This is a genomic window from Streptomyces sp. NPDC058697 (assembly GCF_042715345.1).
GTDB classification, from domain to species: Bacteria; Actinomycetota; Actinomycetes; order Streptomycetales; family Streptomycetaceae; genus Streptomyces; species Streptomyces liliifuscus.
The window spans coordinates 56,083-79,228 of the sequence record NZ_JBHXSU010000025.1; the positions used below are offsets into that span (position 1 = coordinate 56,083).

Below are 23,146 nucleotides of genomic sequence, written 5' to 3' on the forward strand. Positions count from 1 at the left end.
GAGCCTAGCCGTCCACGCGCGCGTGCTGGTCCGGCGGTTCCTCGGGGACCCCATCGGGTGGTTCTTCGAGGAGGAGCCGCTCCAGCGCGGCCCGGTCGGGCAGGCCCTCGGGGCGTACGACCTCGCCGCTGCGCACGTACAGGAAGGCGGCCTGTACGGAGTCCAGGGGTACGCCGCGCTGCTCGGCCCAGGCGAGCCGGTAGAGGGCGAGCTGGAGGGGGTCGGCGTCGCGGGCGCGGTTGGTCTTCCAGTCGACGATCTCGTACGTCGTCCCGTCGCCGTCGTCTTCTTTGTAGACGGCGTCGATGCGGCCCCGTACGACGCGTCCGGCGATCGCGAGCTGGAAGGGGGCCTCGACGCGGTAGGGGGTCCGGTGGGCGTACGGGGTGCGTTCGAAGGCGTCCTTGAGGGCTTCCAGGTCGCGTTCGTCGGCGATCTCGGCCTCGCTGCCGGGCAGTTCCTCCGGTTCCAGCATCGGCAGTCGCAGCTCTTCGAAGCGGGCCTCGACCCAGGCGTGGAAGCGGGTGCCGCGGCGGGCGGCCGGCTGGGGCGGGCGCGGCATGGGGCGCGCCAGTTCCTGTGCGAAGGAGTCCGGGTCGGCGGCCAGGCGCAGCAGCTGGGAGGCGGTCAGGGAGGCCGGCAGGGTGACGTCCGTGACGCGTTCGCGGGCGCGCAGGAGCTCTCCGGCGAGGGCGTCCAGGTCACGGTCCCAGGAGGCGACGGTACGGGCTTCCTCGGGGGTGAGGCGCCTGCTCTCGGAAGCAGGGCGCGGCGTCTCCGGAGGGTGCGGGCGCGCGTCCGGGGAGCGGGTGGAGTGCGCGTCCGGGGACGGAGTGGGGTGCGGAACCCTGGGACGGTTCGGGGTCCACGAGTCCCAGTCCCCCCGGGCTGCCTCGTCCGTGAGATCGGTCTCTTCGTGGAGGTCCTCCCCGTAGGGAAGCTCATCGGGGAAGTCGTCCTCCCCGTAAGGGGGCTCGTCGTAAGGCGGTTCGTCGTCCTCGGGCGGAGGCGGCCAGTCCGGGTCGTCGTACGACTCCGGGGCGTCGTGGGACGAGGGGTGGGCCGTCTCGTGGGAGTGGCCGGACTCCAGGTGGGCCAGGACCGTCTGCGCGGCCGCCCGTCGGCGGGCCATCGCCGCGTCGTCGAGCGGGAGCGGCCAGGCGTGGTCGCCGCCCGCCTCGTGCAGCGCGGGGTTCTCCTCGGTCTCCTCGGGTTCGTCCGCCCAGGCCTCGATCTCGCCGTGCCCGGCCTCGCAGTGGTCGTACAGGGACTGCAGGAAGTCGGAGGGGCCGCGGGGCTTCTTCTGGGAGGGGCCCCACCAGTGGCCCGAGCCGAGCAGCAGGGAGCGGGGGCGGGTGAACGTGACGTACCCGAGGCGGAGTTCCTCGGTGTGCTGGTGCTCCTTCATGGCCTCGTGGAAGGCCTTCATGCTGCGGGAGTCCCAGGCGCCGATGTCCGGCAGGGTGTCGGCGTCGCCGCGCAGTTCGTGGGGCAGGACCTTGCCCTGTGCGGTCCATTTCTCGCGGCCCTGGCTGCTGGGGAAGGTGCCGGTGACGAGGCCCGGGACCGCGACGACGTCCCATTCCAGGCCCTTGGACTTGTGCGCGGTGAGCACCTTGACGGTGTTCTCGCCGCCGGGGAGGGCGTTGTCGAGGCCCTTCTCGTACTGGGCGGCGGTGCGCAGGAAGCCGAGGAAGGCGAGGAGGGTGGCCTCGCCGTCGTTGGCGGCGAAGGACGCGGCGATGTCCAGGAAGTTGGAGAGGGTCTCGCGGCGGCGGGCGGCCAGGGCGTGCGGGGACGCGGAGAGCTCCACCTCCAGACCGGTGGTGGCGAGGACGCGGTGCAGGACGTCCATGAGCGGGTCGGAGAGCGAGCGGCGCAGGTCGCGCAGTTCGGTGGCGAGCCGTGCGAACCGTACGCGGGCGTCGGCGGAGAAGGGCAGGCCGTCGTCGTCCCCGTGGCCGCCGAGGGGTGTCTCCAGGAACGTGTCGAGGGCGTCCGCGAGCGAGATGATCTCGGCTGGGTCGATGCCCTCGACGGCGGCGGCGAGCCGCCGGTCGGGGTCGTCGTCGGCCCCTACGCGCGCGTGCGACACGAGTAGGCGGGCCCTGCGTCCCAGGAGGGCGAGGTCGCGGGCGCCGATGCGCCAGCGCGGGCCGGTGAGCAGGCGGACCAGTGAGGCGTTGGCGCCCGGGTCCTGGAGGACCTCGCAGACGGCGACCAGGTCGGCGACCTCGGGCAGATGCAGCAGCCCGGAGAGGCCGACGACCTCGACGGGGATGTCGCGGGCGACGAGGGCGCCCTGGATCTCGGCGAAGTCGGTCGCTGTGCGGCACAGGACGGCGATCTCGCCTGGCGCCTTTCCGGTGCGTACCAGATGGGCGATGGAGTCGGCGAGCCAGTCCATCTCCTCGGCGTGGGTGCGCAGCAGGGCGCAGCGCACCATGCCGTCCCGCTCGGCGCCCGGGGCGGGGCGGAGGGCCTCCACGCCCGCGTGCAGGGCGCGCAGGGGTTCGGCGAGGCCGTTGGCGAGGTCGAGGAGGCGGCCGCCGCTGCGGCGGTTCTCGCTGAGCGACTGGCGGGTCGCGGGGCGGCCGTCGGCGTGGGCGAAGTGCTCGGGGAAGTCATCGAGGTTGGCGACGGACGCGCCGCGCCAGCCGTAGATCGCCTGGCAGGGGTCGCCGACGGCGGTCACCGGGTGGCCCGTGCCGCTGCCGAACAGGCCCGCCAGGAGGATGCGCTGGGCCACGGAGGTGTCCTGGTACTCGTCGAGCAGGACCACTCGGAACTCGTCGCGCAGGATGCCGCCGACCTCGGGGCGCGTGCTGGCGAGGGTCGCGGAGAGGGCGATCTGGTCGCCGAAGTCGAGAAGGTCGCGCTCGCGTTTGGCAGCCCTGTAGCGGCCCACTAGTTCGGCCAGTTCACGCCGGGCGGCGGCCGTCTCGGGGACCTTGCGCAGGTCGGCGTTGGTGAGCTTGACGCTCTCCAGGTCCCGCAGCAGTGCGGCGTCGTAGGCCCGCAGGTCCTGGGGGTGTACGAGGTGTTCGGCGAGCTCGGCGTCGAGCGTGAGGAGGTCGCTGACGAGGTCGGGGAAGGAGCGGGTGAGCGCGGGGTAGGGCCCGGGTGCCTCGCGCAGGACGCGTGCGGCGAGCTGGTAGCGGGTCGCGTCGGCAAGGAGACGCGCGGTGGGTTCGAGCCCGATGCGCAGTCCGTGGTCGGTCAGCAGGCGGCCCGCGAAGGCGTGGTAGGTGGAGATGACCGGCTCGCCGGGCGGGTTGTCCGGGTCGATCACGTCCGGGTCGGTGACGCCCGCCCTGATGAGGGCTTTCCGTACGCGCTCGGCGAGTTCGCCCGCCGCCTTGTTGGTGAAGGTCAGGCCGAGGACCTGCTCGGGGGCGACCTGTCCGGTGCCGACCAGCCACACCACGCGCGCGGCCATCACCGTGGTCTTGCCGGATCCGGCGCCGGCCACGATCACCTGCGGGGCGGGCGGTGCGGTGATGCAGGCCGTCTGCTCCGGGGTGAACGGGATGCCGAGGAGCTCCTTGAGCTGCTCGGGATCAGAGATACGGGCTGGCACGTCAGAGAGGCTAGCCGCGCCCACTGACAGCGGGTGCCGAATCGGTGGCCGGGCCGGAGGATGCGCTGGTCAGCACGCGTGGTGCCGTACGTCACTTCGCGTACGGCGGGAGCCCTTCGAACGGCGGAGCCTTCGCTACGGCGGATGCCGGCACACTCTCCGGGGGCCCACGCACTGTCACTCGACCGTGGCCGTCGCCCAACCACGCCCGTCACCCTCCCGACCACGACCGTCACCCTCCCGACCATGCCGTCGCTCGACCGCGCTCATCACTCGACCACGTGCCGCCCCTCCGGCCGCGCGCTGCACGAGGCCCGGAACGCGCAGTGGGTGCAGTGCTGGCCGGTCGTCGGTGTGAACCGTTCGTCGAGGACCTTGCCCGCGGCGGTGGCGAGGAGGTCGCCGACCCACTCCCCCTCCAGCGGCTTCTGGGCCTGCACCTTGGGCAGGGTCTCGCCGCCGTCCTTCTTGGGGGCGCCCTGACGGAGTTGGACAAGTTCGGCGCCGCCCGATTCGGGGCGTTCGCCCTCGAAGGCCTCGTCGACCGCGCCTTCGTGGACGGCGAGCTGGTAGACGGCGAGCTGCGGGTGGTGGGCCACGTCGGCCGCGCTCGGTGCCTGTTTGCCGGTCTTGAAGTCGACCACGTAGGCGCGGCCTTCGGCGTCCTGCTCGACGCGGTCCATGGAGCCGCGGATGCGTACTTCGTAGGAGCCCGCTTCGAGGGTGACGTCGAAGTCGTGCTCGCTCGCCACCGGCGTGCGGCCCGCGCGGGCGCCGTTGGAATCGACGTGCCACTTCAGGAAGCGTTCGAGCGCCACGCGCGCGTGCTCCTTCTCCTGCGCCGACTTCCAGGGCGCGTCGAAGGCGAGCGCGTCCCACACGGAGTCGAGGCGCTCCATGAGGACGGCGAGGTCCGCGGGGGTGCGCCCGGAGGCGACCTCGTCGGCCAGGACGTGCACGACGTTGCCGAAGCCCTGGGCGACGGTCGCGGGGGCGTCGGCCTTCACCTCGCGGCCCAGGAACCACTGCAGGGCACAGGTGTTGGCGAGCTGGTCGAGGGCGCTCCCGGACAGCACCACGGGATGGTCGCGGTCGCGCAGCGGCACCTTGCTCTCGGTCGGCTCGTACATGCCCCACCAGCGGTAGGGGTGGGCGGACGGCACGAGGGGGCGGCCGTCCTCGTCGCCGAGCGCGGCGAGCCTGGCCAGCCGGCGGGCCGCGGCCTCCCTGAGCCGGTCCGAGACCCGTGGGTCGACCGTCGTGGCGCGCAGTTCGGCGACGAGCGCGGCGACGGACAGGGGACGGCGGGGGCGGCCCGTCGTGTCCTTGGGCTCCACGCCGAGTTCGGTGAGGAAGCGCGAGGGCTGGTCGCCGTCGTCGGCCGGGGCCTTCACCGCGGTGACGACGAGGCGCTCACGCGCGCGCGTGGCGGCCACGTAGAACAAACGGCGCTCTTCGGAGAGGAGTGCTCCCGGGGTCAGCGGCTCCGCGAGGCCGTCGCGTCCGATCCGGTCGGCCTCCAGGAGGGAGCCGCGGCGGCGCAGGTCGGGCCACAGCCCCTCCTGGACACCCGCGACGACCACGAGGCGCCACTCCAGGCCCTTGGAGCGGTGTGCGGTCATCAGACGTACGGCGTCGGGGCGTACGGCCCTGCGGGTGAGCGTGTCGGCTGCGATGTCCTCGGCGTCGATCTCCTCCAGGAAGTTGAGGGCGCCGCGGCCTCCGGTGCGTTCCTCGGCGCGGGACGCGGTGGCGAACAGCGCGCACACGGCGTCGAGGTCGCGGTCCGCGTTGCGGCCGGCCGCGCCGCCGCGCCGGGCGGCCCGCTCCAGACGCTGCGGCCACGGCGTGCCGTCCCACAGCTCCCAGAGAGCCTCCTCGGCCGTACCGCCGCCCGCGAGGCGCTCCCGTGCCTTCCGCAGCAGGGCACCCAGACGCTGGGCGCCGCGCGCGTACGACGGGTCGTGGGCGACCAGCCGCTCCGGCTCGGCCAGCGCTCGCGCCAGCAACTCGTCGGAGGGCGGCGGCACATGGTTGCCCGCGGCGCGCTCCTCCTCGCGCAGGGCGCGGCCCAGGCGGCGCAGATCGGCGGCGTCCATGCCTGCCAGCGGGGACGCGAGGAGGCTGAGCGCGGTCTCGGTGTCGAGCCAGGGCCTGTCGGGAGAGGGCACTTCCGGCGCGGATTCCCCGGAGGGATCGGGGTCCACGGAGAGATCGGGGTCCTGGGAGGAGTCGGGGTTCTCGGAGGAGTCAGAGTCCTGGGAGGGATCGGGCTCCTCATGAGGCGCGTCGGGTCCCTCGGCATGCTCGCCGACTTCCCCGACGGGTGCCTCGTCCTGGTGGCCTGCCCGCGCGTGTTCGTCCACGCCGGTCGCGTGCTCGTCCGCCCCGGTCCGTACGCCCTCATCGGTCCGTGCGCCCTCATCGGCCCGTACGCTCTCGTCCGCTCGTACGTCCTCGTCGGGGCGCACGCTCTCACCCGGACGCAGGTCCTCGTCGGGACGCACACCCGCCGCGGCGCCCGCCGGGCCCGCGCTCTCCGCCGCCGCCACCGCCCTGAGTGCCGTCAGGAGCGGCGACACCGCCGGCTCGTGCCGCAGCGCCAGGTCGTCGCCGTCGATGTCGAGGGGGACGCCGGCCGCGGTGAGGGTGCGGCGGATCGTCGGGATGGTGCGGGAGCCCGCGCGCACCAGGACGGCCATCTCGTTCCAGGGGACGCCGTCCTCCAGGTGGGCGCGGCGCAGGATGTCCGCGATGTTGTCCAGTTCCGTGCCGGGCGTCGGGTACGTGTGGACCTCGACGCTGCCGCCGTCCCGTACGGGGGCCAGCTCCCTGTGGGCGCGTACTTTCTCCGCGGGGAGGCGGGTCAGGGGCATGCGCTGGGTCAGCAGCCGGGTGGCCTCAAGGAGGCCGGCGCCGGACCGGCGTGAGGTCCTCAGGACCTCCATCGGCGCCGATGTACCGTCCGCGCGCGGGAATGCCTCCGGGAACTGGAGGATGCCGTTCACGTCGGCGCCCCGGAATGTGTAGATCGACTGGTCGGGGTCGCCGAAGGCCACGAGGGTGCGGCCGCCGCCCGCGAGTGCGTGCAGCAGGCGTACCTGCGCCGGGTCGGTGTCCTGGTACTCGTCCACGAAGACGGCGTCGTACTGGGCGGCGAGGCGTTCGGCGACCTCGGGGCGCCGGGCGAGGAGCACCGCGCGGTGCACGAGTTCCGCGTAGTCGAGGACTCCTTGCATGTCGAGGACGTCGAGGTACTCGGCGAGGAAGGCGGAGGCGGCGAGCCAGTCGGGGCGGCCGATGCGCCGCGCGAAGGCCTGGAGGGCGTCGGGACCGAGGCCCAGTTCACGGCTGCGGGCGAGGACCGCGCGGACCTCGTCGGCGAAGCCGCGCGTGGTGAGGCAGGCGCGGAGCTCGTCCGGCCAGCGCACATGGGCGAGGCCGAGCTTCTCCAAGCCGGGCTGGCCCGCGAGCAGTTCCCGTACCGCCACGTCCTGTTCGGGGCCGGAGAGCAGCCTCAGCGGCTCCACGAACAGGTCGCTGTCCTGGTGGGCGCGGACCAGGGCGTAGCAGAAGGAGTGGAAGGTCGTCGCCTGGGGCGCGCGGGCCGCTCCTATGCGCAGCGCCATGCGGTCGCGCAGTTCGACGGCGGCCTTGCGGCTGAACGTGAGCACCAGGATCCGCTCGGGGTCCGCGCCGCGGGCGATCCGCGCCGCGACGGACTCCACGAGTGTGGTCGTCTTGCCGGTGCCCGGACCTGCGAGGACGAGCAGCGGGCCGTGCTCGTGGTCAACCGCCGCGCGCTGCCCTGCGTCCAGCAGAGGGGGAGCCACCCTGGCCGGCGGGGTACGTACCAGTCGGTAAGCGCCACGGGCCCCCTGTCGCCCCTGGGGGTGCGACAGGCGCCTGGTGGAGGAAGAGGAGCTCACGTGGTTCGCCGGTCCTGGTGGGTGTGCTTGGGTCTGTCTCTGTCGGCCTCTATCGGCGCGGGACGCCGTCATTCAGGGGTGGTGCTGGGGCGACGGGTGGAGGGCCCCTCGCGCGTTGAGGGCGGTGGCCGCGGGATGAACGGGATGCGCGCCGTCGACGCTACGCCGGTGGATGTGGTGGAAGCAGCGCTTCCTCTTGTTCCCACCCGGCACACGCGTCTCCCGCCCCACGAACGTACGGCATGTCACGGACGTGCCCCGCTTCCCCCGTACGGGCCACCGGTACCCCTCCCCACAGCTCGATGCCGGAAGCTGTCAGGTGTGACTCTCCGTGCGCCCACCGCCGTCCCACCGCGCCCGTTTCATGTCGACCCGCGGAAGATGGCCCTCGGAGGCCCTGCTCGCCTCCTTCAGGGGCGTGCCCTCGGCGCGGTAGTGGCCCAGCGCGTCCAGCTCGTGGCCGGGGAGCAGGATGCCGTCCGCGCGTATGACCCGCCACCAGGGGACCGCTCCTCCGTAGAGGGCCATGACGCGGCCGACCTGCCGGGGCCCGCCCTCCTCCAGCCATTCGGCGACATCTCCGTACGTCATGACACGCCCGGGCGGGATCAGCTCTGCGACGTCGAGGACCCGTTCCGCGTACTCCGGGAGGGCGTCCTCCGGAAGGCTCTGCTCGCTCATCCGGTCCATCCTGCCCCAGAGCACCGACAATGTGAGGCGGTGGCGACTGTGCGTATCCCTCGCCCCGGAGCAGCGCTTGGGGCAGACTGTGCGACCCCGCATTGCACCCTGATGCCCCCCTGTGTCGGCGGGGCATGCCACCATCGTGCGGGCGGTTACTGGTGATACGAGATCAAGAAGAGACGATGAAACAGCAGGGCGTGCACCCCGAAGACGCGGAGGGCACCTCTGAGGTTTCGTCGCGCCCGGACAGCGGCGACGACACGGACGAGCGCGCTGCGAGCGCGTCCGAGAAGGCTGATCTGACCAAGAAGGCCCCTGACGGGCGAGCCGACGAACAGGCGGACGTGCACGAGGAGAGGGGCGACGAGGAGGAGGCGGACTGCGCCGACGACGCCCACAGCGAAGAGGTCGAGGGCGACGAACCGCTGCTCCCCGCGCGCGTGCACCGTCCTTCCGACCTGATGCGTCTCCTGGTGGGCGTGCTCGCGATCGCCCTGTTGCTGGCGATCGCCGCGTTCGCGCACGGCACGACGTCGGGGCTGGCGCAGGACATCAACAAGGGCACCGACGAGGCACCCGACCTGCTGATCAAGATCGCGGGGCTCGCGTCGAGCATCGCGATCCTCCTGGTGCCGGTCGCGTTCGCCATCGAGCGGCTGATCAAACGCGACGGACTGCGCATCGCCGACGGTGTGCTGGCCGCGGTCCTCGCACACGGTGTGACACTCGCCACCGACCTGTGGGTCGCCAAGGCGGCCCCGGACTCCATCCAGAAGGCACTCACACAGCCCTCCCCCGGCGACATCCACGCCCTCACCGACCCGGTGCACGGCTATCTCGCGCCGGTCATCGCGTACATGACGGCCGTCGGCATGTCGCGCCGGCCACGCTGGCGCGCGGTGCTGTGGGTCGTGCTGATGCTCGACGCCTTCTCCATGCTGGTCACCGGCTACACGACCCCGTTCTCGATCATCCTGACCGTGCTGATCGGCTGGAGCGTGGCGTACGGGACGCTGTACGCGGTCGGCTCGCCGAACGTGCGGCCCACCGGGCGGACCCTGATGGCGGGCCTGCGGCACGTCGGCTTCCACCCGGTGAGCGCGGCCCGGGACGAGACTCCGGAGGCCCTGGACGGCGATCGTGGCCGCCGGTACTTCGTGACGCTCCAGGACGGTCCACCGCTGGACGTCACGGTGGTCGACCGAGAACAGCAGGCGCAGGGCTTCTTCTACCGCGTGTGGCGCCGTCTGACGCTGCGCGGCATCACTACGCGCCGCAGCCTCCAGTCGCTGCGCCAGGCCCTGGAGCAGGAGGCCCTCCTCGCGTACGCGGCCATCGCGGCCGGAGCCAACGCGCCCAAGCTGATCGCGACCTCAGAGCTCGGCCCCGACGCGGTGATGCTGGTCTACGAGCACACCGGTGGGCGCACGCTCGACTCGCTGCCGGACGAGGACATCACCGACAACCTGCTCCGGGACACCTGGCATCAGTTGCAGGCACTGCAGTCCAGGCGCATCGCGCACCGCAGGCTCGCCGGCGACGCGATCCTGGTGGATCGTTCCGGCAAGGTGATCCTCACGGATCTGCGCAACGGCGAGATCGCGGCCGGTGAGCTGCTGCTGCGCATGGACGTCGCCCAGCTGGTGACCACGCTCGGCCTGCGGGTCGGCGCGGAGCGCGCGGTGGCGTCTGCCGTCGGGGTCCTCGGCCCGGACGCGGTCGCGGACTGTCTGCCCATGCTGCAGCCCATCGCGCTCACCCGCTCCCACCGCGCGACGCTGCGGAAGCTGGCCAGGGAGCGATCGGAGCGCGAGCGCGAGGCCGTCCTGGAAGCCTCCCGGCAGGCCAAGCTGGCCCGCGCCGAGGAGCACGAGCACACTCCGGAGGCGACCAGGCCCGTCCTGGAGAAGCCCGACAAGAAGGCCGTACGCGCCGAACAGCGGGCCGAGAAGCGTGCCATCGACGACGCCCTTGAGGAGGCGCGCGAGGAGGATCTGCTCACCCAGATCCGTCACCAGGTGCTGCTGATCAGGCCGCAGGCACCGGTCGAACCGGCCCGTCTGGAGCGCATCCGGCCGCGCACGCTGATCAGTTTCATCGCGGGCGCGTTCGGCGCGTACTTCCTGCTGACGCAGCTCACGCACATCGAGTTCGGCACGCTCTTCGACAACGCCGAGTGGGGCTGGGTCGCCGCCGCCGTGCTCTTCTCGATGCTGAGCTACTTCGCGGCGGCCATGAGCCTGCTGGGCTTCGTGCCCGAGCGGGTGCCGTTCATGCGGACCGTGGCCGCGCAGGTCGCCGGTTCCTTCGTGAAGATCGTGGCGCCCGCGGCGGTGGGCGGTGTCGCCCTCAACACGCGGTTCCTCCAGCGCTCGGGGGTACGGCCGGGGCTCGCGGTGGCGAGTGTCGGCGCGTCGCAGCTGTTCGGGCTCGGCTGCCACATCCTGATGCTGCTCTCCTTCGGCTATCTGACGGGTACCGAAAAGACGCCCTCCTTGTCGCCGTCCAGGACCGTCATCGCAGGTCTGCTGACCGTCGCGGTCCTCGTCCTCGTGGTGACGTCGGTGCCGTTCCTGCGGAAATTCATCGTCACGCGCGTGAGGTCGCTCTTCGCGGGTGTCGTGCCGCGCATGCTGGATGTGCTGCAGCGGCCGCAGAAGCTCCTCACCGGCATCGGCGGCATGCTTCTGCTGACGGCCTGCTTCGTGATGTGCCTCGACGCGTCGGTCCGGGCGTTCGGGACCGAGGGCATGCCCTCGCTGAGCATCGCCAGCGTCGCCGTGGTCTTCCTCGCCGGAAACGCGCTCGGCTCCGCCGCGCCGACCCCGGGTGGCGTGGGCGCGGTCGAGGCGACCCTGACGGTCGGTCTGATCGCCGTCGGGCTCCCCAGCGAGGTCGCGGCGCCCGCCGTCCTCCTGTACCGACTGCTCACGCTGTGGCTGCCCGTGCTGCCGGGGTGGCTGTTCTTCAACCACCTCACCCGCAAGGGCGCGCTCTGACCCCTGGGCTGACCCCTGAGCGGCCCCCCGGGACACGAGAGCCCCCTCCACGAACGGACCGTCGGGGCTCTCACCCGCACGGCCCGTGCCCCGAGCGCCCCGCCCTGGGCGACCTCAGGATGGGAGCATGCCGAACCCTTCCCCACTGCGGGCCGCCGCCCTGACCGCCACCGCCGTTCTGCTGTCGGCGGCCCTCGCCGGCTGCGGCGGCGACGGGGACTCCAAGGACGAGGATCTGTCGGCGCAGAAGCTGAGCTGGAAGGACTGCCCGGAGCCCTCCGAGGCCGAGGGCGGCGGCGATGCCCCCTCCCCCCTGCCGGACGGTGACACGTGGAAGTGCGCAACCCTGAAAGCGCCGCTCGACTGGGACAAGCCCAAAGGGGACACCATCGGGCTCGCGCTGATCCGCGCGGAGGCGAGCGGCGCCAAGGACAAGCGCATCGGCTCACTGATCTTCAACTTCGGCGGCCCGGGCGGCTCGGGCGTGACCACACTCCCCGCGTTCGGCCAGGACTACGACCAACTGCGCACCCGCTACGACCTGGTCAGCTTCGACCCCCGGGGCGTCGGCCGCAGCGCGGGCGTGAAGTGCGAGAACAACGAACAGCTCGACGAGTACTTCCAGCAGGACGCCACCCCCGACGACCCGGCCGAACAGAAGACGCTCCTGGCCAACACCAAGAAGTTCAACGCGGCCTGCGAGAACAACTCCGGCAAGACCCTCCCGTACGTACGCACCACCGACGCGGCCCGCGACATGGACCTGATGCGGCAGGTCCTCGGCGACGACAAACTGCACTACTTCGGCATCTCGTACGGCACGGAACTGGGCGGCGTGTACGCCCACTTGTTCCCCAAAAAGGTGGGGCGGGCCGTCTTCGACGCGGTCGTGGACCCGACACAGAACTCGGAGCAGGGGTCGCTCGGGCAGGCCAAGGGCTTCCAGCTCGCGCTCGACAACTTCGCCGAGGACTGCACGTCGAAGACGGAGGACTGCCCGCTCGGCGACAGCGCCCAGGACGTCAAGGACCGGATCGCCAAACTGCTCACGGACCTCGACAGCAGGCCCATCCCGGGCGTCTTCCCCCGTCAGCTGACCCAGACGGCCGCCACCAGCGGCATCGCGCAGTCCCTGTACTCGCAGGACTTCTGGGAGTACCTGACCGAGGGACTCCAGCAGGCGTACGACGGTGACGGCAGGGTGCTGATGCTGCTGGCCGACTCGATGAACGGGCGTAATCAGGACGGCGAGTACAGCAACATCGCCGCCGCGAACGTCTCCATCAACTGCGCCGACGACAAGCCCCGCTACACCACCTCCGACGTGCAGGCGAAGCTTCCGGAGTTCCGCAAGGCCTCGCCACTCTTCGGCGACTATCTGGCGTGGGGCCTGGTCGGCTGCACCGACTGGGCCGTGGCGGGCGCCGCCGACCACCCGGACGTCAGCGCGCCGGGCTCGGCGCCGATCCTCGTGGTCGGCAACACCGGCGACCCGGCTACGCCTTACGAGGGCGCCCGCAAGATGGTGGACTCGCTGGGCAAGGGCGTCGGGGTGGAGCTGACGTACAAGGGCCAGGGCCACGGGTCGTACGACAGCGGGAACAAGTGCGTGCGCGACGCCGTGAACGGCTACCTGCTCAACGGCAAGGTCCCGCCGACCGGCCAGGTCTGCTCGTGAAATAGCAGGTCAGACGGTTATCCACAGGGCTTCACGGCGCTCGCGGCCATCTGCCTACTATTGCCTGACTGTCATCCGCGACATCCGGCGGACGACACCCGCGAGGGGGGAAGTGTTCATGGCGCGTATCGCACGGTGGACGGCTGTGGCCGCCGCCGCGTTGCTGGTGGCCGGCTGCAGCGGCTCGTCCGGCAGCGACGGGGACGAGAGCAAGGACGACGGAAGGCCGCCTGCCGCGGCGCCTTCCGACACCACCGGGCTGCCCGCTTCCCTCACATCGCAGAAGCTCGACTGGGGCGGCTGCAAGTCGACGGAGACCGGCCCCGCGCCGGGCGGCGACTGGCGGTGCGCGACGCTCAAGGTGCCGCTGGACTGGTCGAAGCCGACGGGCGAGACCATCGGCATAGCGCTGATCCGCAGCGAGTCGAGCGGCTCCTCGGACGAGCGCATCGGCTCACTGCTGTTCAACTTCGGCGGCCCGGGCGGCTCGGGCGTCGACTATCTGCCGCCGTACGGACCCACGTTCGCCGAGCTCCACAAGCGGTACGACCTGGTGAGCTGGGACCCGCGCGGCGTCGCGGCCAGCGAGGGCGTGCGCTGCCGCGACAACAAGGAGATCCAGACGGCCGAGTCGGTCGACACCACACCGGACACCTCCGCCGAGGAGACCACGTTCTTCAAGGACGCGGCCGACTTCGGCAAGGGCTGCGAGGAGTCGGCGGGCAAGCTCATGGAGCACGCCTCGACCACCGACACGGCCCGGGACATGGACCTGATGCGCCATGTCCTCGGCGACCAGAAGCTGCACTACTTCGGCATCTCGTACGGCACGGAACTGGGCGGCGTGTACGCCCACTTGTTCCCCAAGAACGTCGGGCGTCTGCTCCTCGACGCGGTCGTCGACCCGAGCGCCGGCACGGTGGGCCACGCCAAGAACCAGGCCAAGGGCTTCCAGCGCGCCCTGGAGGACTACCTCGAGTCGACGGGCCAGGACCCGCAGGAGGGCTCCCAGAAGATCGTGGACCTGCTGAGGCGGATCGACTCCGAACCGCTGTCGACGGCGAGCGGCCGCGACCTCACCCAGCAGCTGGCCCTCACGGGCGTCATCTACCCGCTCTACAGCAAGTCGTCCTGGCCCGCGCTCACCAGCGCGCTCGAAGCGGCCGAGGACGGCGACGGTACGGAACTGCTCGCGCAGGCCGACGGCTACAACGACCGTGACGCGTCGGGGCGCTACGGCACGACGACGCATTCACAACGGGTCATATCGTGCTTGGACGACAAGGAACGGCCGACGCCCGAGGAGGCGAAGGCGCTGCTCCCCGAGTTCCGGAAGATCTCGCCCGTCTTCGGCGATTCGATGGGCTGGGACACGGCGGGCTGGTGCCACGACTGGCCGGTGGCCGGCCAGCACGAGACGGCGGAGGTGAGCGCGCCCGGTGCGGAGCCCGTCCTGGTGGTGGGCAACACCGGCGACCCGGCGACGCCGTACGAGGGGGCCCGCAAGATGGCCGACGAGCTGGGCAAGGGCGTCGGTGTGCAGCTCACCTGGAAGGGCGAGGGACACGGGGCGTACGGCAGCGGGAGCGACTGTGTCGACAGCACGGTGAACGACTACCTGCTTGACGGGAAGGTGCCTCAGGACGGCAAGGTCTGCGAGTAGCGGCCTGGGCGGTCCCGACGGGAGCGATCCCGACCGGGGCAGCCCTGGCCGGGGCAACGGAAAGGGGCCCGGCACACCTGGTGCCGAGCCCCTCGCCGCAAAGCCTGTGCCTGCGAAGCCTGCCCCTAGTAGATGGGCTTCTCCGGCTCGATCTGGTTGACCCAGCCGATCACGCCGCCGCCCACGTGCACGGCGTCCGCGAATCCGGCCGACTTGAGGACCGCGAGGACCTCCGCGCTGCGGACACCCGTCTTGCAGTGCAGGACGATCTTCTTGTCCTGCGGGAGGGTCTCCAGGGCGGTGCCCATGAGGAACTCGTTCTTCGGGATCAGCTTGGCGCCGGGGATCGAGACGATCTCGTACTCGTTGATCTCGCGGACGTCGATGATCTCGATGTTCTCGCCGTCGTCGATCCACTCCTTGAGCTGCTTGGGAGTGATCGTCGAGCCGGCGGCCGCCTCCTGGGCCTCTTCGGAGACGACGCCGCAGAAGGCCTCGTAGTCGATGAGCTCGGTGACGGTGGGGTTCTCGCCGCAGACCGCGCAGTTCGGGTCCTTGCGGACCTTGACCTGGCGGTACTGCATCTCCAGGGCGTCGTAGATCATCAGGCGGCCGAGGAGCGGCTCGCCGATGCCCGCGAGGAGCTTGATGGCCTCGTTGACCTGGATGGAACCGATGGACGCGCACAGCACGCCCAGGACGCCGCCCTCGGCGCAGGAGGGAACCATGCCCGGCGGCGGGGGCTCCGGGTAGAGGCAGCGGTAGCAGGGACCGTGCTCGGACCAGAAGACCGACGCCTGGCCGTCGAAGCGGTAGATGGAGCCCCAGACGTACGGCTTGTTGAGCAGCACGCACGCGTCGTTGACCAGGTAGCGGGTCGCGAAGTTGTCCGTGCCGTCGACGATCAGGTCGTACTGGCTGAAGATGTCCATCACGTTCTCGGCCTCGAGCCGCTCTTCGTGAAGGACCACGTTCACGTACGGGTTGATGCCCAGCACGCTGTCCCGGGCCGACTCGGCCTTGGAGCGGCCGATGTCAGCCTGGCTGTGGATGATCTGGCGCTGCAGGTTCGACTCGTCGACCTCGTCGAACTCCACGATGCCGAGCGTGCCCACGCCGGCGGCGGCGAGGTACATGAGCGCCGGCGAGCCCAGGCCGCCGGCGCCCACACAGAGCACCTTGGCGTTCTTCAGCCGCTTCTGCCCGTCCATGCCCACGTCGGGGATGATCAGGTGGCGGGAGTACCTGCGGACCTCGTCTACGGTGAGCTCAGCAGCTGGCTCGACCAGGGGTGGCAGCGACACGGGGACTCCGTTGGTCGGTCAATCACTACAGTTGTTCTCCCCGTAACACTGCCACGCCCTTCTTCATTCCGAGACACCCGTTCCGATCCGCGAGACGATCTCGTCCCAGTAGCCGGGCATGCTCTCCCAGGGGTCGGCCGAACCCCCGCGATCCGTGCGGTCGGTGAAGTAGATCGTCGAGGCGCCCTGCCAGCGGGCGATACGCAGTGCCTCGTCGAGATGGCCTCGGGGCACGCTGTGCACGAAGTGGCAGAACCGCTCGGGCGGGTACTCGGCGGTCCACTCGGCCACCTGCGACCAGCGGTAGTCGCTCCAGGGCCCGGCGAAGGTCACCAACTGGTCGGCGGCCTCGGCATATCCGGGATACGGGTGGGTGCCGTGGCCGAGGACGATGTGGCCCTCGTGGCCCTCTCCGAAGAGCGCGCGCAGGGTGGTGGCCGTGCGCCGGACCTCGGGCAGCGCTGTCCGCTCCGTGGGACAGCGGTCCAGGAGGAAGCCGTCGACCTGGTACCAGTCGCGATAGCGGTGCGCGTCGGAGACGAGCTCACCGAAGGCTCGTGCGCCGTACGTCACATCCAGGTGGCCCAGGACGCGCACGCCCGCGTTACGCAGTCGTCCGGCCGCCTCCAGGCAGCGGGGGTCGGGGCGGGTGCCGGGGCCGCCGGCGACGTTCAGGACGACCCAGTGCAAGGGGGTTCCGGGGCGGGTGAGTTCGCCCCACTCGACCGGGGCGACAAGGGGGTGCGCATAGCCGGGGATGCCGAAGCCGGCCCGTAAGTCGGTGCTCGCGGTGCCCGTTGCGGTGCTGGTCAGATGCGGCATGCCGCCTCCATCCAGATGTCGGCGAGGGATTCCTCGAGGTTGATCCGGGGGCGCCAGCCGAGCCGGTCGCGTGCGGTGCGCACATCGGCCTGCTGCCAGCTGCCGCAGCCGTCCGGGTAGGGGTAGGCGGCCGGGGCCGTGTGCTCGGATTCGGAGCGGGGGTGGCCGATGGATGGCCTGACCGGGACGGGCGGTCCGTCGAGTTCGTGCAGGGCACCGCCGTAGCCGGCGACACGTGCGAGGACGGAGGCGGCGTCGCGGAGGCGTACGGCACGACCGGATCCGATGTTGATGACGCCCTGTGCGGCGGAGAGGGAGGCGGCATGGACGGCACGGGCGACGTCGCGTACGTCGATGAAGTCGCGTTGGACACCCAGGCCACCGAGTTTGAGTTCGCCGTCGCCGGACTGCATGGCGCGGCGCATGGCCTCGGCGAGGCGGCCGAGGGGCGAGCCGGCCGGGGTGCCGGGTCCGGCGGGCGAGAACACCCGCAGGACGACGGCGTCGAGGCCGGACCCGAGGACCAGTTCGGTGGCGGCGAGCTTGCTGACGCCGTACGGGCCACCGGGGCGGGGCACGGCGTCCTCCGCCGTGGAGGAGCCGGGCTGGCTGGGGCCGTACTCCGCACCGCAGCCGATCTGCACGAGGCGTGCCCCGCAGCCGCTGCGGCGCAGGGCCTCGCAGACGGTGGCGACGGCGACGGTGTTGTGCCGGGTCAGCTCGCGGGCGCCGCCGCGGGTGGCTCCGGCGCAGTTGACGACGACGCCGGGGTGCACCGCGTCCAGGAAGCGGGTGAGCGCACCCGGGCTGCCGCTGGCGAGGTCGAAGCGCACGTCCGCGTCGTCGCCCCTGCCGAGCGCGGTGAGCTGCACGGCGGGGTCGGCGAGCAGACGGTCGGCGACGAAGCGGCCCAGGTATCCGTTGGCTCCGATCAGCAGCACCCTCATCGGGCGGCTCCCGGGGCGGATTCTCCGATGCGGAGGGTGATCATCTGGCGTTCTCCTTCAGGGTGTTGCCGTGGGTCGTGCGGAAGGCCCGCGGTGTCGGCCCCGCGGGAAGGGCGCTCGGCACGGGGGCCGGACGCCGGGGGCGGTTCACGGCGTGTCGCCGTGAACCGCGTGGGCCGAGGCCCGGGTCAGGGTCCTGGTCGCGTGGATCAGGAGGACGAGTGCCGCGCCCCCGCACACGAGGGCGGGGACGGATCCCGGCCCCCAGGCGGCGGCCACGGTCTCGACGGGCCGGCCCAGGAGCGCGCAGCCGGGCAGTCGGCTCGCGAAGACGCTCACCAGCGCCAGCGCCTCGGCCGTGCCCGCGGCCGCGAGGATGACGGCGGGGGCATGCGTGAAGCCGTGCACGGTGAGGAGCCGGGCAAGCAGGAGAAGCGCGCCGAGGGCGCCGGCCGCGGCGTACGCGGGAGGTTCGCCCAGCCATGCCCCGCTGCCGGCGAGCAGTCCGCCCAGGGCGCAGAGGAACAGTCCGAACACGCCCAGGAGCAGGGGCCTTACGGAGGAGGCGAACTCCTCCAGGCCCCGGCTGGTGGCGAGTCGGCGCCGGGCGCGTACGGCGAAGAGGTGGGCGCACCAGGCCGCCGGGACGACGGCCAGGGTGAGGGCGAGGACGGACGCGAGGGCGATCGGCCAGGGACTGTCGGAGCCGCCGGTGGGCGGTCCGTCGGGGCCGCCCTCGATACCGGCGGCGAGCAGGCCGTCGCCGAGGAGTGCGTAGGCGAGGAGCCCGCAGGTCCACGCGCGCGTGGACGTGGTCGGGTGCCACGCGCGTGCGGCGCGCAGCGGGCCACTGCGTACCGCCGCGCGCAGGCCCAGGGAGACGGCGAACACGCCCAGGACGGCCACGGCGAGACGCGGCCGTCCCTCCGTGAGCCGGAGCCCGGTGACGGTCGCCGCGCACAGGGCGCCCGGCAGCAGGGTGAGCAGAGCCCAGTCGGCGCGCGCCCTGGGTGTGTCGGGTGCCTCGGACTGCGGTGCCGTGTCACCGGCGCGGGGCACGCGCGCGTACATCTCCTCGGCGAGCGAGAACACGTCCCGGTGCCGGAAGCGTGTGGCGGTCCGGTCGGTCACACCGTGTGCCTCCAGGCCCGCGGCGATCTCCAGCGGGTCCACCGCGCGCTCGCACAGTTCGCGGTGGCGGTGCATCAGGGCCTTCACGGGGTCGACGGCACCGCGCCGGGCGGAGGGCTTGCGGTCTGTGGCAGCGCCTCCCCCGGCGTACCCGGATGCCTCGCCGCCGGAGCCGGCAGACCCGCTCCCGTAGACGGAAGCCCTGCGGGCGGCGGAGGCGGCCTCGCTCGCGTGAGCCGACGGCTTCCGGCCGGAGACCGGAGCCACAACCGCACCCGCCCCCGCCCCCGCACCGGCACCGGCACCGGCACCGGCACCCTCACGGGAAACCGCACCGGCGCCCACACCCTTACGGGAGGCGGCACCGGTACCACCCTCACGGGATACGGCATCCCGTCCGCGCCGGGCATCCGCCACCCTCGACTCCCCCAACTGCACGTCCACCACGCGGACTTCTCCCGGCTGGACGTCGACCACCCTCGTCTCGCCGACCTCGGCGTCCGGGGTCCCCGGCTCGTCGACGCCCATCAGCCACTCCTCGGACCTTGCGTCCCATGCCTCGGGGCCTCCCGGCGCCCGGGTGGCGTCCGCACGCCCCGTCCGTCGTCGTCCGTTCACCACGCCCCCTCCCCCGCGGGCACGGGCTCGCCGGAAGCGGCTCCCGAGGCGGACCCGAGCGGGACGCCCCGGACCGGCGGTCCCGCCGCCCATCCCGGCCCCGGTCTGCCCGCGACCAGTCGGGTGCCGGAGTCGGCCCACCGCCCCGGCACATGGGCCTCGGCCGGTATGGCGAACGGCAGGGGTTCGCCCGAGGCGTCGACGACAACCCGCGGGACCGGACAGTGCGAGACGATATCCAGGTAAATGCTGTGAAATGCTGCGATGTTCTGCTCGACGGTGAACAGTTCGAGCGCACGCGCGCGTGCGGCCGCGCCGAGGCGCGCACGACGCTCCGGGTCGCGCAGCAGAGACACGCACGCCTCGGCGAGCGCCTTCGGATTGCGCGGCGGCACCACGAGACCCGTACCGCCGATGACCTCCACGACCGCGCCGACATCGGTGGACACCGTGGCGCGTCCGCAGAACATCGCCTCGACGAGACTGATCGGGAAGCCCTCGACGACGCTGGACAGGACGACGACGGCGCCCGCCTCGTACGCCTCCGGGAGGGTGGGTACCTCCGGTCCGCCGATCTCCTCGAAGGAGACGGGGTTGTCGCCGACGGTGTGTACGCCGTCCGCCTCGTCGGGGAAGAGCTGCGCGGCCAGCGACCTGCAGTGCGCCAGATAGGTCGCGCCCTCCAGCCCCTCGGCCGGTGCGCCGACGATGCGCAACCGCGTCTTCGGCTCGTCCTTGCGGATCTCCGCGAAGGCGTGCAGCAGCGAGATCAGGTCCTTGGCGGGCTCGATGCGCCCGACCCACACCAGGGTGTCGGCGTCGGCGGCCTCGGCGCTCTCGCCCACGTCCGAGAAGCGGGACGCCTCCATGCCGGGGTAGACGGTACGGATCCTGCCGCGGTCGGCGCCGCAGCGTTCCTGCCAGCGGCGGGCGTGCGTGTTGCCGGGCGTGATGACCTCGGCCTGCCGGTACGCCTCGGCGGCGAGCCTGCCGTGGAAGGCGGCGAGCAGCGCCCGCGCCGAGGACGAGGCCGCACGGCCTTCCAGATCCTCCCGCGCGCCCAGATAGTGCGCCCGCAGCTGCACTCCGTACTCGGTGACGAGCAGGGGTACGCCCGTGAAGTGCCGCGCCAGCAGCCCGGGCAGGGCCGCGGCGCCGCCGGACGTGGCGTGGCACAGGTCGACCGAGCCGAGCCCGTCGTCCTCGTACCAGTCGAGGGACAGCGGTCTCAGCGTGCGCTCCACGTGGGCGGCGACGGTGAGCAGATCCGGTACGCGCGCGCCGCGTGCGGCACGAAGTGCGCCGGGCGCGCGGCAGGCGCGCTCCAGGGCGCGCACAGCGGTCTCGGAGCGCAGGGCGCCGACCAGTCCGCCCTCGTCCCGGGCAAGTTCCGCGAGCCCGTACAGCGCACTGCCGAAACGGTCCGCCACACCCGCGGAAGCGCCCGCAGAAGCGCCCGCGGAGGCACCCCCAACCGCTCCGGCGGATCCGGCGGCCGTCACAGACCCGACCGACCCCTCGAACGCGGCGGACCCCACCGGCGCGTCCCCGGCGCACACGGTCGCCGCCAACTCCTCGTAGCACTCGGCGAAGCGCCGCCGCGCCCGTCGCCCGTATCCGACACCGTCGTCCTCGGCGGTCCACAGCGGTGCGGTGCGTACGCGGCTGACCTGGGGCGGGAGCTCGATCCAGCCCTCGTCCTCCTGTTGCTCGCTGCGGCTGAGCGCGTAGATGTCGAACTCGTGCTGCCCGAGCCCGCGTACGAGCCGGTCGCACCAGAGCCTGGCGTCACCGCTCACATACGGATAGCCACCCTCCGTAAGCAGTCCGATGCGCACGAGCGCACCCCCGATCTCCCGTATGGGGAGCCGCCGTTGACCCGGCGGCTCACAGCGGGACGAACGTATGCGGACATGACGGTGGCGCGATGGACGGTTGTCCATCGCGCCACCAAAAGGGGTGAACGGTCGTAACTTTCCCGTGCGGGTCGCGTTCTGTAGCGCTAAGAGATCAACCGAACACGTGTCGTCATGTCACGGCCCGTCAGTTCCCGGGGAACGCCCAGGGGTTGGGCCGGCAGCGGATTCCGTCGTGGTCGAGGAACTTGGTCTGCTGCTGCATGACGGGGGCGAGCGCGCCGTCCACACTGCAGCTCACATGGCCGAAGCCGAGCCGGTGGCCGATCTCGTGGTTGATCAGCATCTGGCGGTAGGAGTACATCTTGTCGCCGTACGTCTCGGAACCCTGGGCCCAGCGGTACGCGTTGATCATCACGCGTTCGGTGGAGGCCGAGTCGCAGGAGACGTTGTCCTCGGTCGTGTCGAGGCCCGACTTGGCACACCAGAACGCCGTCGTCCCGGGACTTGCCAGGGTGATGACGAAGTCGGACTTCCCTGAGGAGACCCGCTCGAAGGTACGGCCGCCGTCGTGGGCCCAACTCCGGTCGTCGTTCAGGGTCTTCTGCACGGCCTCCGCGAAGAGCGCGCCGTCGAGGCCGAGGCCCTTCTCGACGTCGACACGGTAGGTGTACTTCCGCCCGGTCCCCGGCGCCTTGTCGAACCCGGAGATCGCATCGAATTCCCCGGAGCCCTTGAGATCGGCCGCCAGAGGATATTTCTTCGCCATCTGCTGGGAGTACGACAGCGTGACCGCACCCTGCCCCGCATCCGCATCCGCATCCGCCGACGCGGACGGGACCGGCCGGCTGTCAGTGCGCGACGCCGAGTCCTTGGCCTCCCGGTCGGCGCCACTCGCGGACTGCGGGCGTACGGAGTCGTCCTCACGTCCGCCGATGACCTGTCCGGCCACGACGACGGCCAGGACGGTGGTGACGGCGGCGGCCGCGATACCGGTGAAGGCCCGGCCCTTGCCTCCCCTGGCCTTCTCGGGCCGCGCATCCGGGGGTTCCTGATCGCCCGGGGGCATCCTGTGCCCGCCCGGGGCCACCTTGTGCTCGACCTCGTCGTCCCAGGCGGTGACGGAGGCGTAGGGGTCCGCGCGAAGTGTCGCCGCGGCGGCCGAACGAGGCGCGAAGGGGTCGTCGCCCTGGTCGAAGGCGTCGACGTAGGCCTGCTTGGGGCCGCCGGGTCCAGACCGGGGCGGCGCGAACCGCTGCCGGGGAACCGTCGGGCCGGACCGGCCCTGCGGCAGGCCCTGACCTTGCCCGGGCCCGGGCCGTACCGCGCCGGGAGGCCCTTGCGGAGATCCCTGCGGGGATGCCTGCGGCGCTCCGTACCCGACGCCCGCGCGCGGCCCGCCCCTCAACTCGCCCCAGGCACCGCCGTTTTCACGCTGCTCGGGATGCCCACCACGGACCCGGGGCACGCCATGAGCGGGAGTGCCGTCGGGGTAGCGCGGCGTGCCGCGGACCGGAGTCCCGTCGGGCAGCCGGGGAAACCCGTGCGCCGGAGTCCCGTCCGGCAACCGCGGAAAGCCATGGGCAGGGGTGCCGTCCTGCGGCCGCGGAAAGCCATGGGCAGGAGTGCCGTCCTGCGTGCGCGGAAACCCATGAGCAGGCGTTCCGTCCTGCGTGCGCGGAAACCCATGAGCGGGCGTTCCGTCCTGCATGCGCCCGTCTGGCATGCGCCCGTCCTGCATCCGCGGAAATCCGTGCGCCGGAGTCCCGTCGGGGAGGCGCGGAAACCCGTACGCGGGCGTGCCGTCGGGAAGCCGCCCGGTGGGCGCTCCTCCACCGGCCGCTCCTGCCGCCTGCGGGCCGCCGGAGAACCGCGAAGGTCCCCCCGTCGGCGCGCCACCCGCGAATCCCGGGGCCCCGCCCGGGGCCCTGCCCG

Annotated in this window: 12 protein-coding genes; 3 read left to right on the forward strand and 9 right to left on the reverse strand. The window is 72.1% G+C overall.

Going from position 1 to position 23,146, the window contains the following annotated elements; all coding sequences use genetic code 11:
- Window positions 1-4 precede the first annotated feature (4 nt).
- The 3 genes from ACFWXQ_RS38040 to ACFWXQ_RS38050 form a co-directional block, all read right to left on the reverse strand.
- Window positions 5-3,580, reverse strand: a complete 3,576-nt coding sequence (locus ACFWXQ_RS38040; RefSeq protein WP_383941095.1) for a UvrD-helicase domain-containing protein — start codon at window positions 3,578-3,580, stop codon at window positions 5-7.
- A gap of 269 nt (window positions 3,581-3,849) precedes the next feature.
- A complete protein-coding gene (locus ACFWXQ_RS38045) occupies window positions 3,850-7,509 on the reverse strand; it encodes a UvrD-helicase domain-containing protein (protein ID WP_383941093.1) in 3,660 nt (1,219 codons plus the stop codon).
- A gap of 315 nt (window positions 7,510-7,824) precedes the next feature.
- Window positions 7,825-8,190 carry an MGMT family protein gene (locus ACFWXQ_RS38050; RefSeq protein ID WP_383941091.1) on the reverse strand — a complete coding sequence of 122 codons (366 nt, stop codon included), beginning with the start codon at window positions 8,188-8,190 and terminating at the stop codon, window positions 7,825-7,827.
- A 185-nt stretch (window positions 8,191-8,375) separates the two neighbouring features.
- On the opposite strand from ACFWXQ_RS38050, the gene ACFWXQ_RS38055 reads away from it, so the two are divergent.
- From ACFWXQ_RS38055 to ACFWXQ_RS38065, 3 genes are all read left to right on the forward strand, one after another.
- Entirely contained in the window at window positions 8,376-11,192 is a 2,817-nt protein-coding gene (locus ACFWXQ_RS38055) for a YbhN family protein (protein WP_383941089.1), read from the forward strand.
- Between the two features lie 127 nt (window positions 11,193-11,319).
- Window positions 11,320-12,870: an alpha/beta hydrolase gene (locus tag ACFWXQ_RS38060; RefSeq protein ID WP_383941087.1), complete on the forward strand. Its 1,551-nt coding sequence runs from the start codon at window positions 11,320-11,322 to the stop codon at window positions 12,868-12,870.
- 118 nt (window positions 12,871-12,988) lie between these two features.
- Window positions 12,989-14,533, forward strand: a complete 1,545-nt coding sequence (locus ACFWXQ_RS38065; RefSeq protein ID WP_383941085.1) for an alpha/beta hydrolase — start codon at window positions 12,989-12,991, stop codon at window positions 14,531-14,533.
- Between the two features lie 125 nt (window positions 14,534-14,658).
- Here the strand turns inward: ACFWXQ_RS38065 and moeZ are convergent, their stop codons facing one another.
- The 6 genes from moeZ to ACFWXQ_RS38095 all read right to left on the reverse strand — a co-directional run bounded on the left by moeZ (window position 14,659) and on the right by ACFWXQ_RS38095 (window position 22,937).
- Entirely contained in the window at window positions 14,659-15,837 is a 1,179-nt protein-coding gene (gene moeZ / locus ACFWXQ_RS38070; protein ID WP_143636513.1) for an adenylyltransferase/sulfurtransferase MoeZ, read from the reverse strand.
- Between the two features lie 63 nt (window positions 15,838-15,900).
- Window positions 15,901-16,659: a spherulation-specific family 4 protein gene (locus ACFWXQ_RS38075; RefSeq protein WP_383941082.1), complete on the reverse strand. Its 759-nt coding sequence runs from the start codon at window positions 16,657-16,659 to the stop codon at window positions 15,901-15,903.
- Window positions 16,647-17,606 (reverse strand): NAD-dependent epimerase/dehydratase family protein, encoded by a 960-nt coding sequence (locus tag ACFWXQ_RS38080; protein WP_362081448.1) that lies wholly within the window; start codon window positions 17,604-17,606, stop codon window positions 16,647-16,649. Before ACFWXQ_RS38080 ends, ACFWXQ_RS38075 begins: the two co-directional genes overlap by 13 nt.
- Before the next feature lie 147 nt (window positions 17,607-17,753).
- Window positions 17,754-19,082: a hypothetical protein gene (locus ACFWXQ_RS38085; protein ID WP_383941138.1), complete on the reverse strand. Its 1,329-nt coding sequence runs from the start codon at window positions 19,080-19,082 to the stop codon at window positions 17,754-17,756.
- A gap of 269 nt (window positions 19,083-19,351) precedes the next feature.
- On the reverse strand, window positions 19,352-21,193 hold the full coding sequence (locus ACFWXQ_RS38090) for a DUF3492 domain-containing protein (RefSeq protein WP_383941078.1): 1,842 nt from the start codon (window positions 21,191-21,193) through the stop codon (window positions 19,352-19,354).
- Between the two features lie 205 nt (window positions 21,194-21,398).
- On the reverse strand, window positions 21,399-22,937 hold the full coding sequence (locus ACFWXQ_RS38095) for a DUF3152 domain-containing protein (protein ID WP_383953904.1): 1,539 nt from the start codon (window positions 22,935-22,937) through the stop codon (window positions 21,399-21,401).
- Window positions 22,938-23,146: the final 209 nt, after the last annotated feature.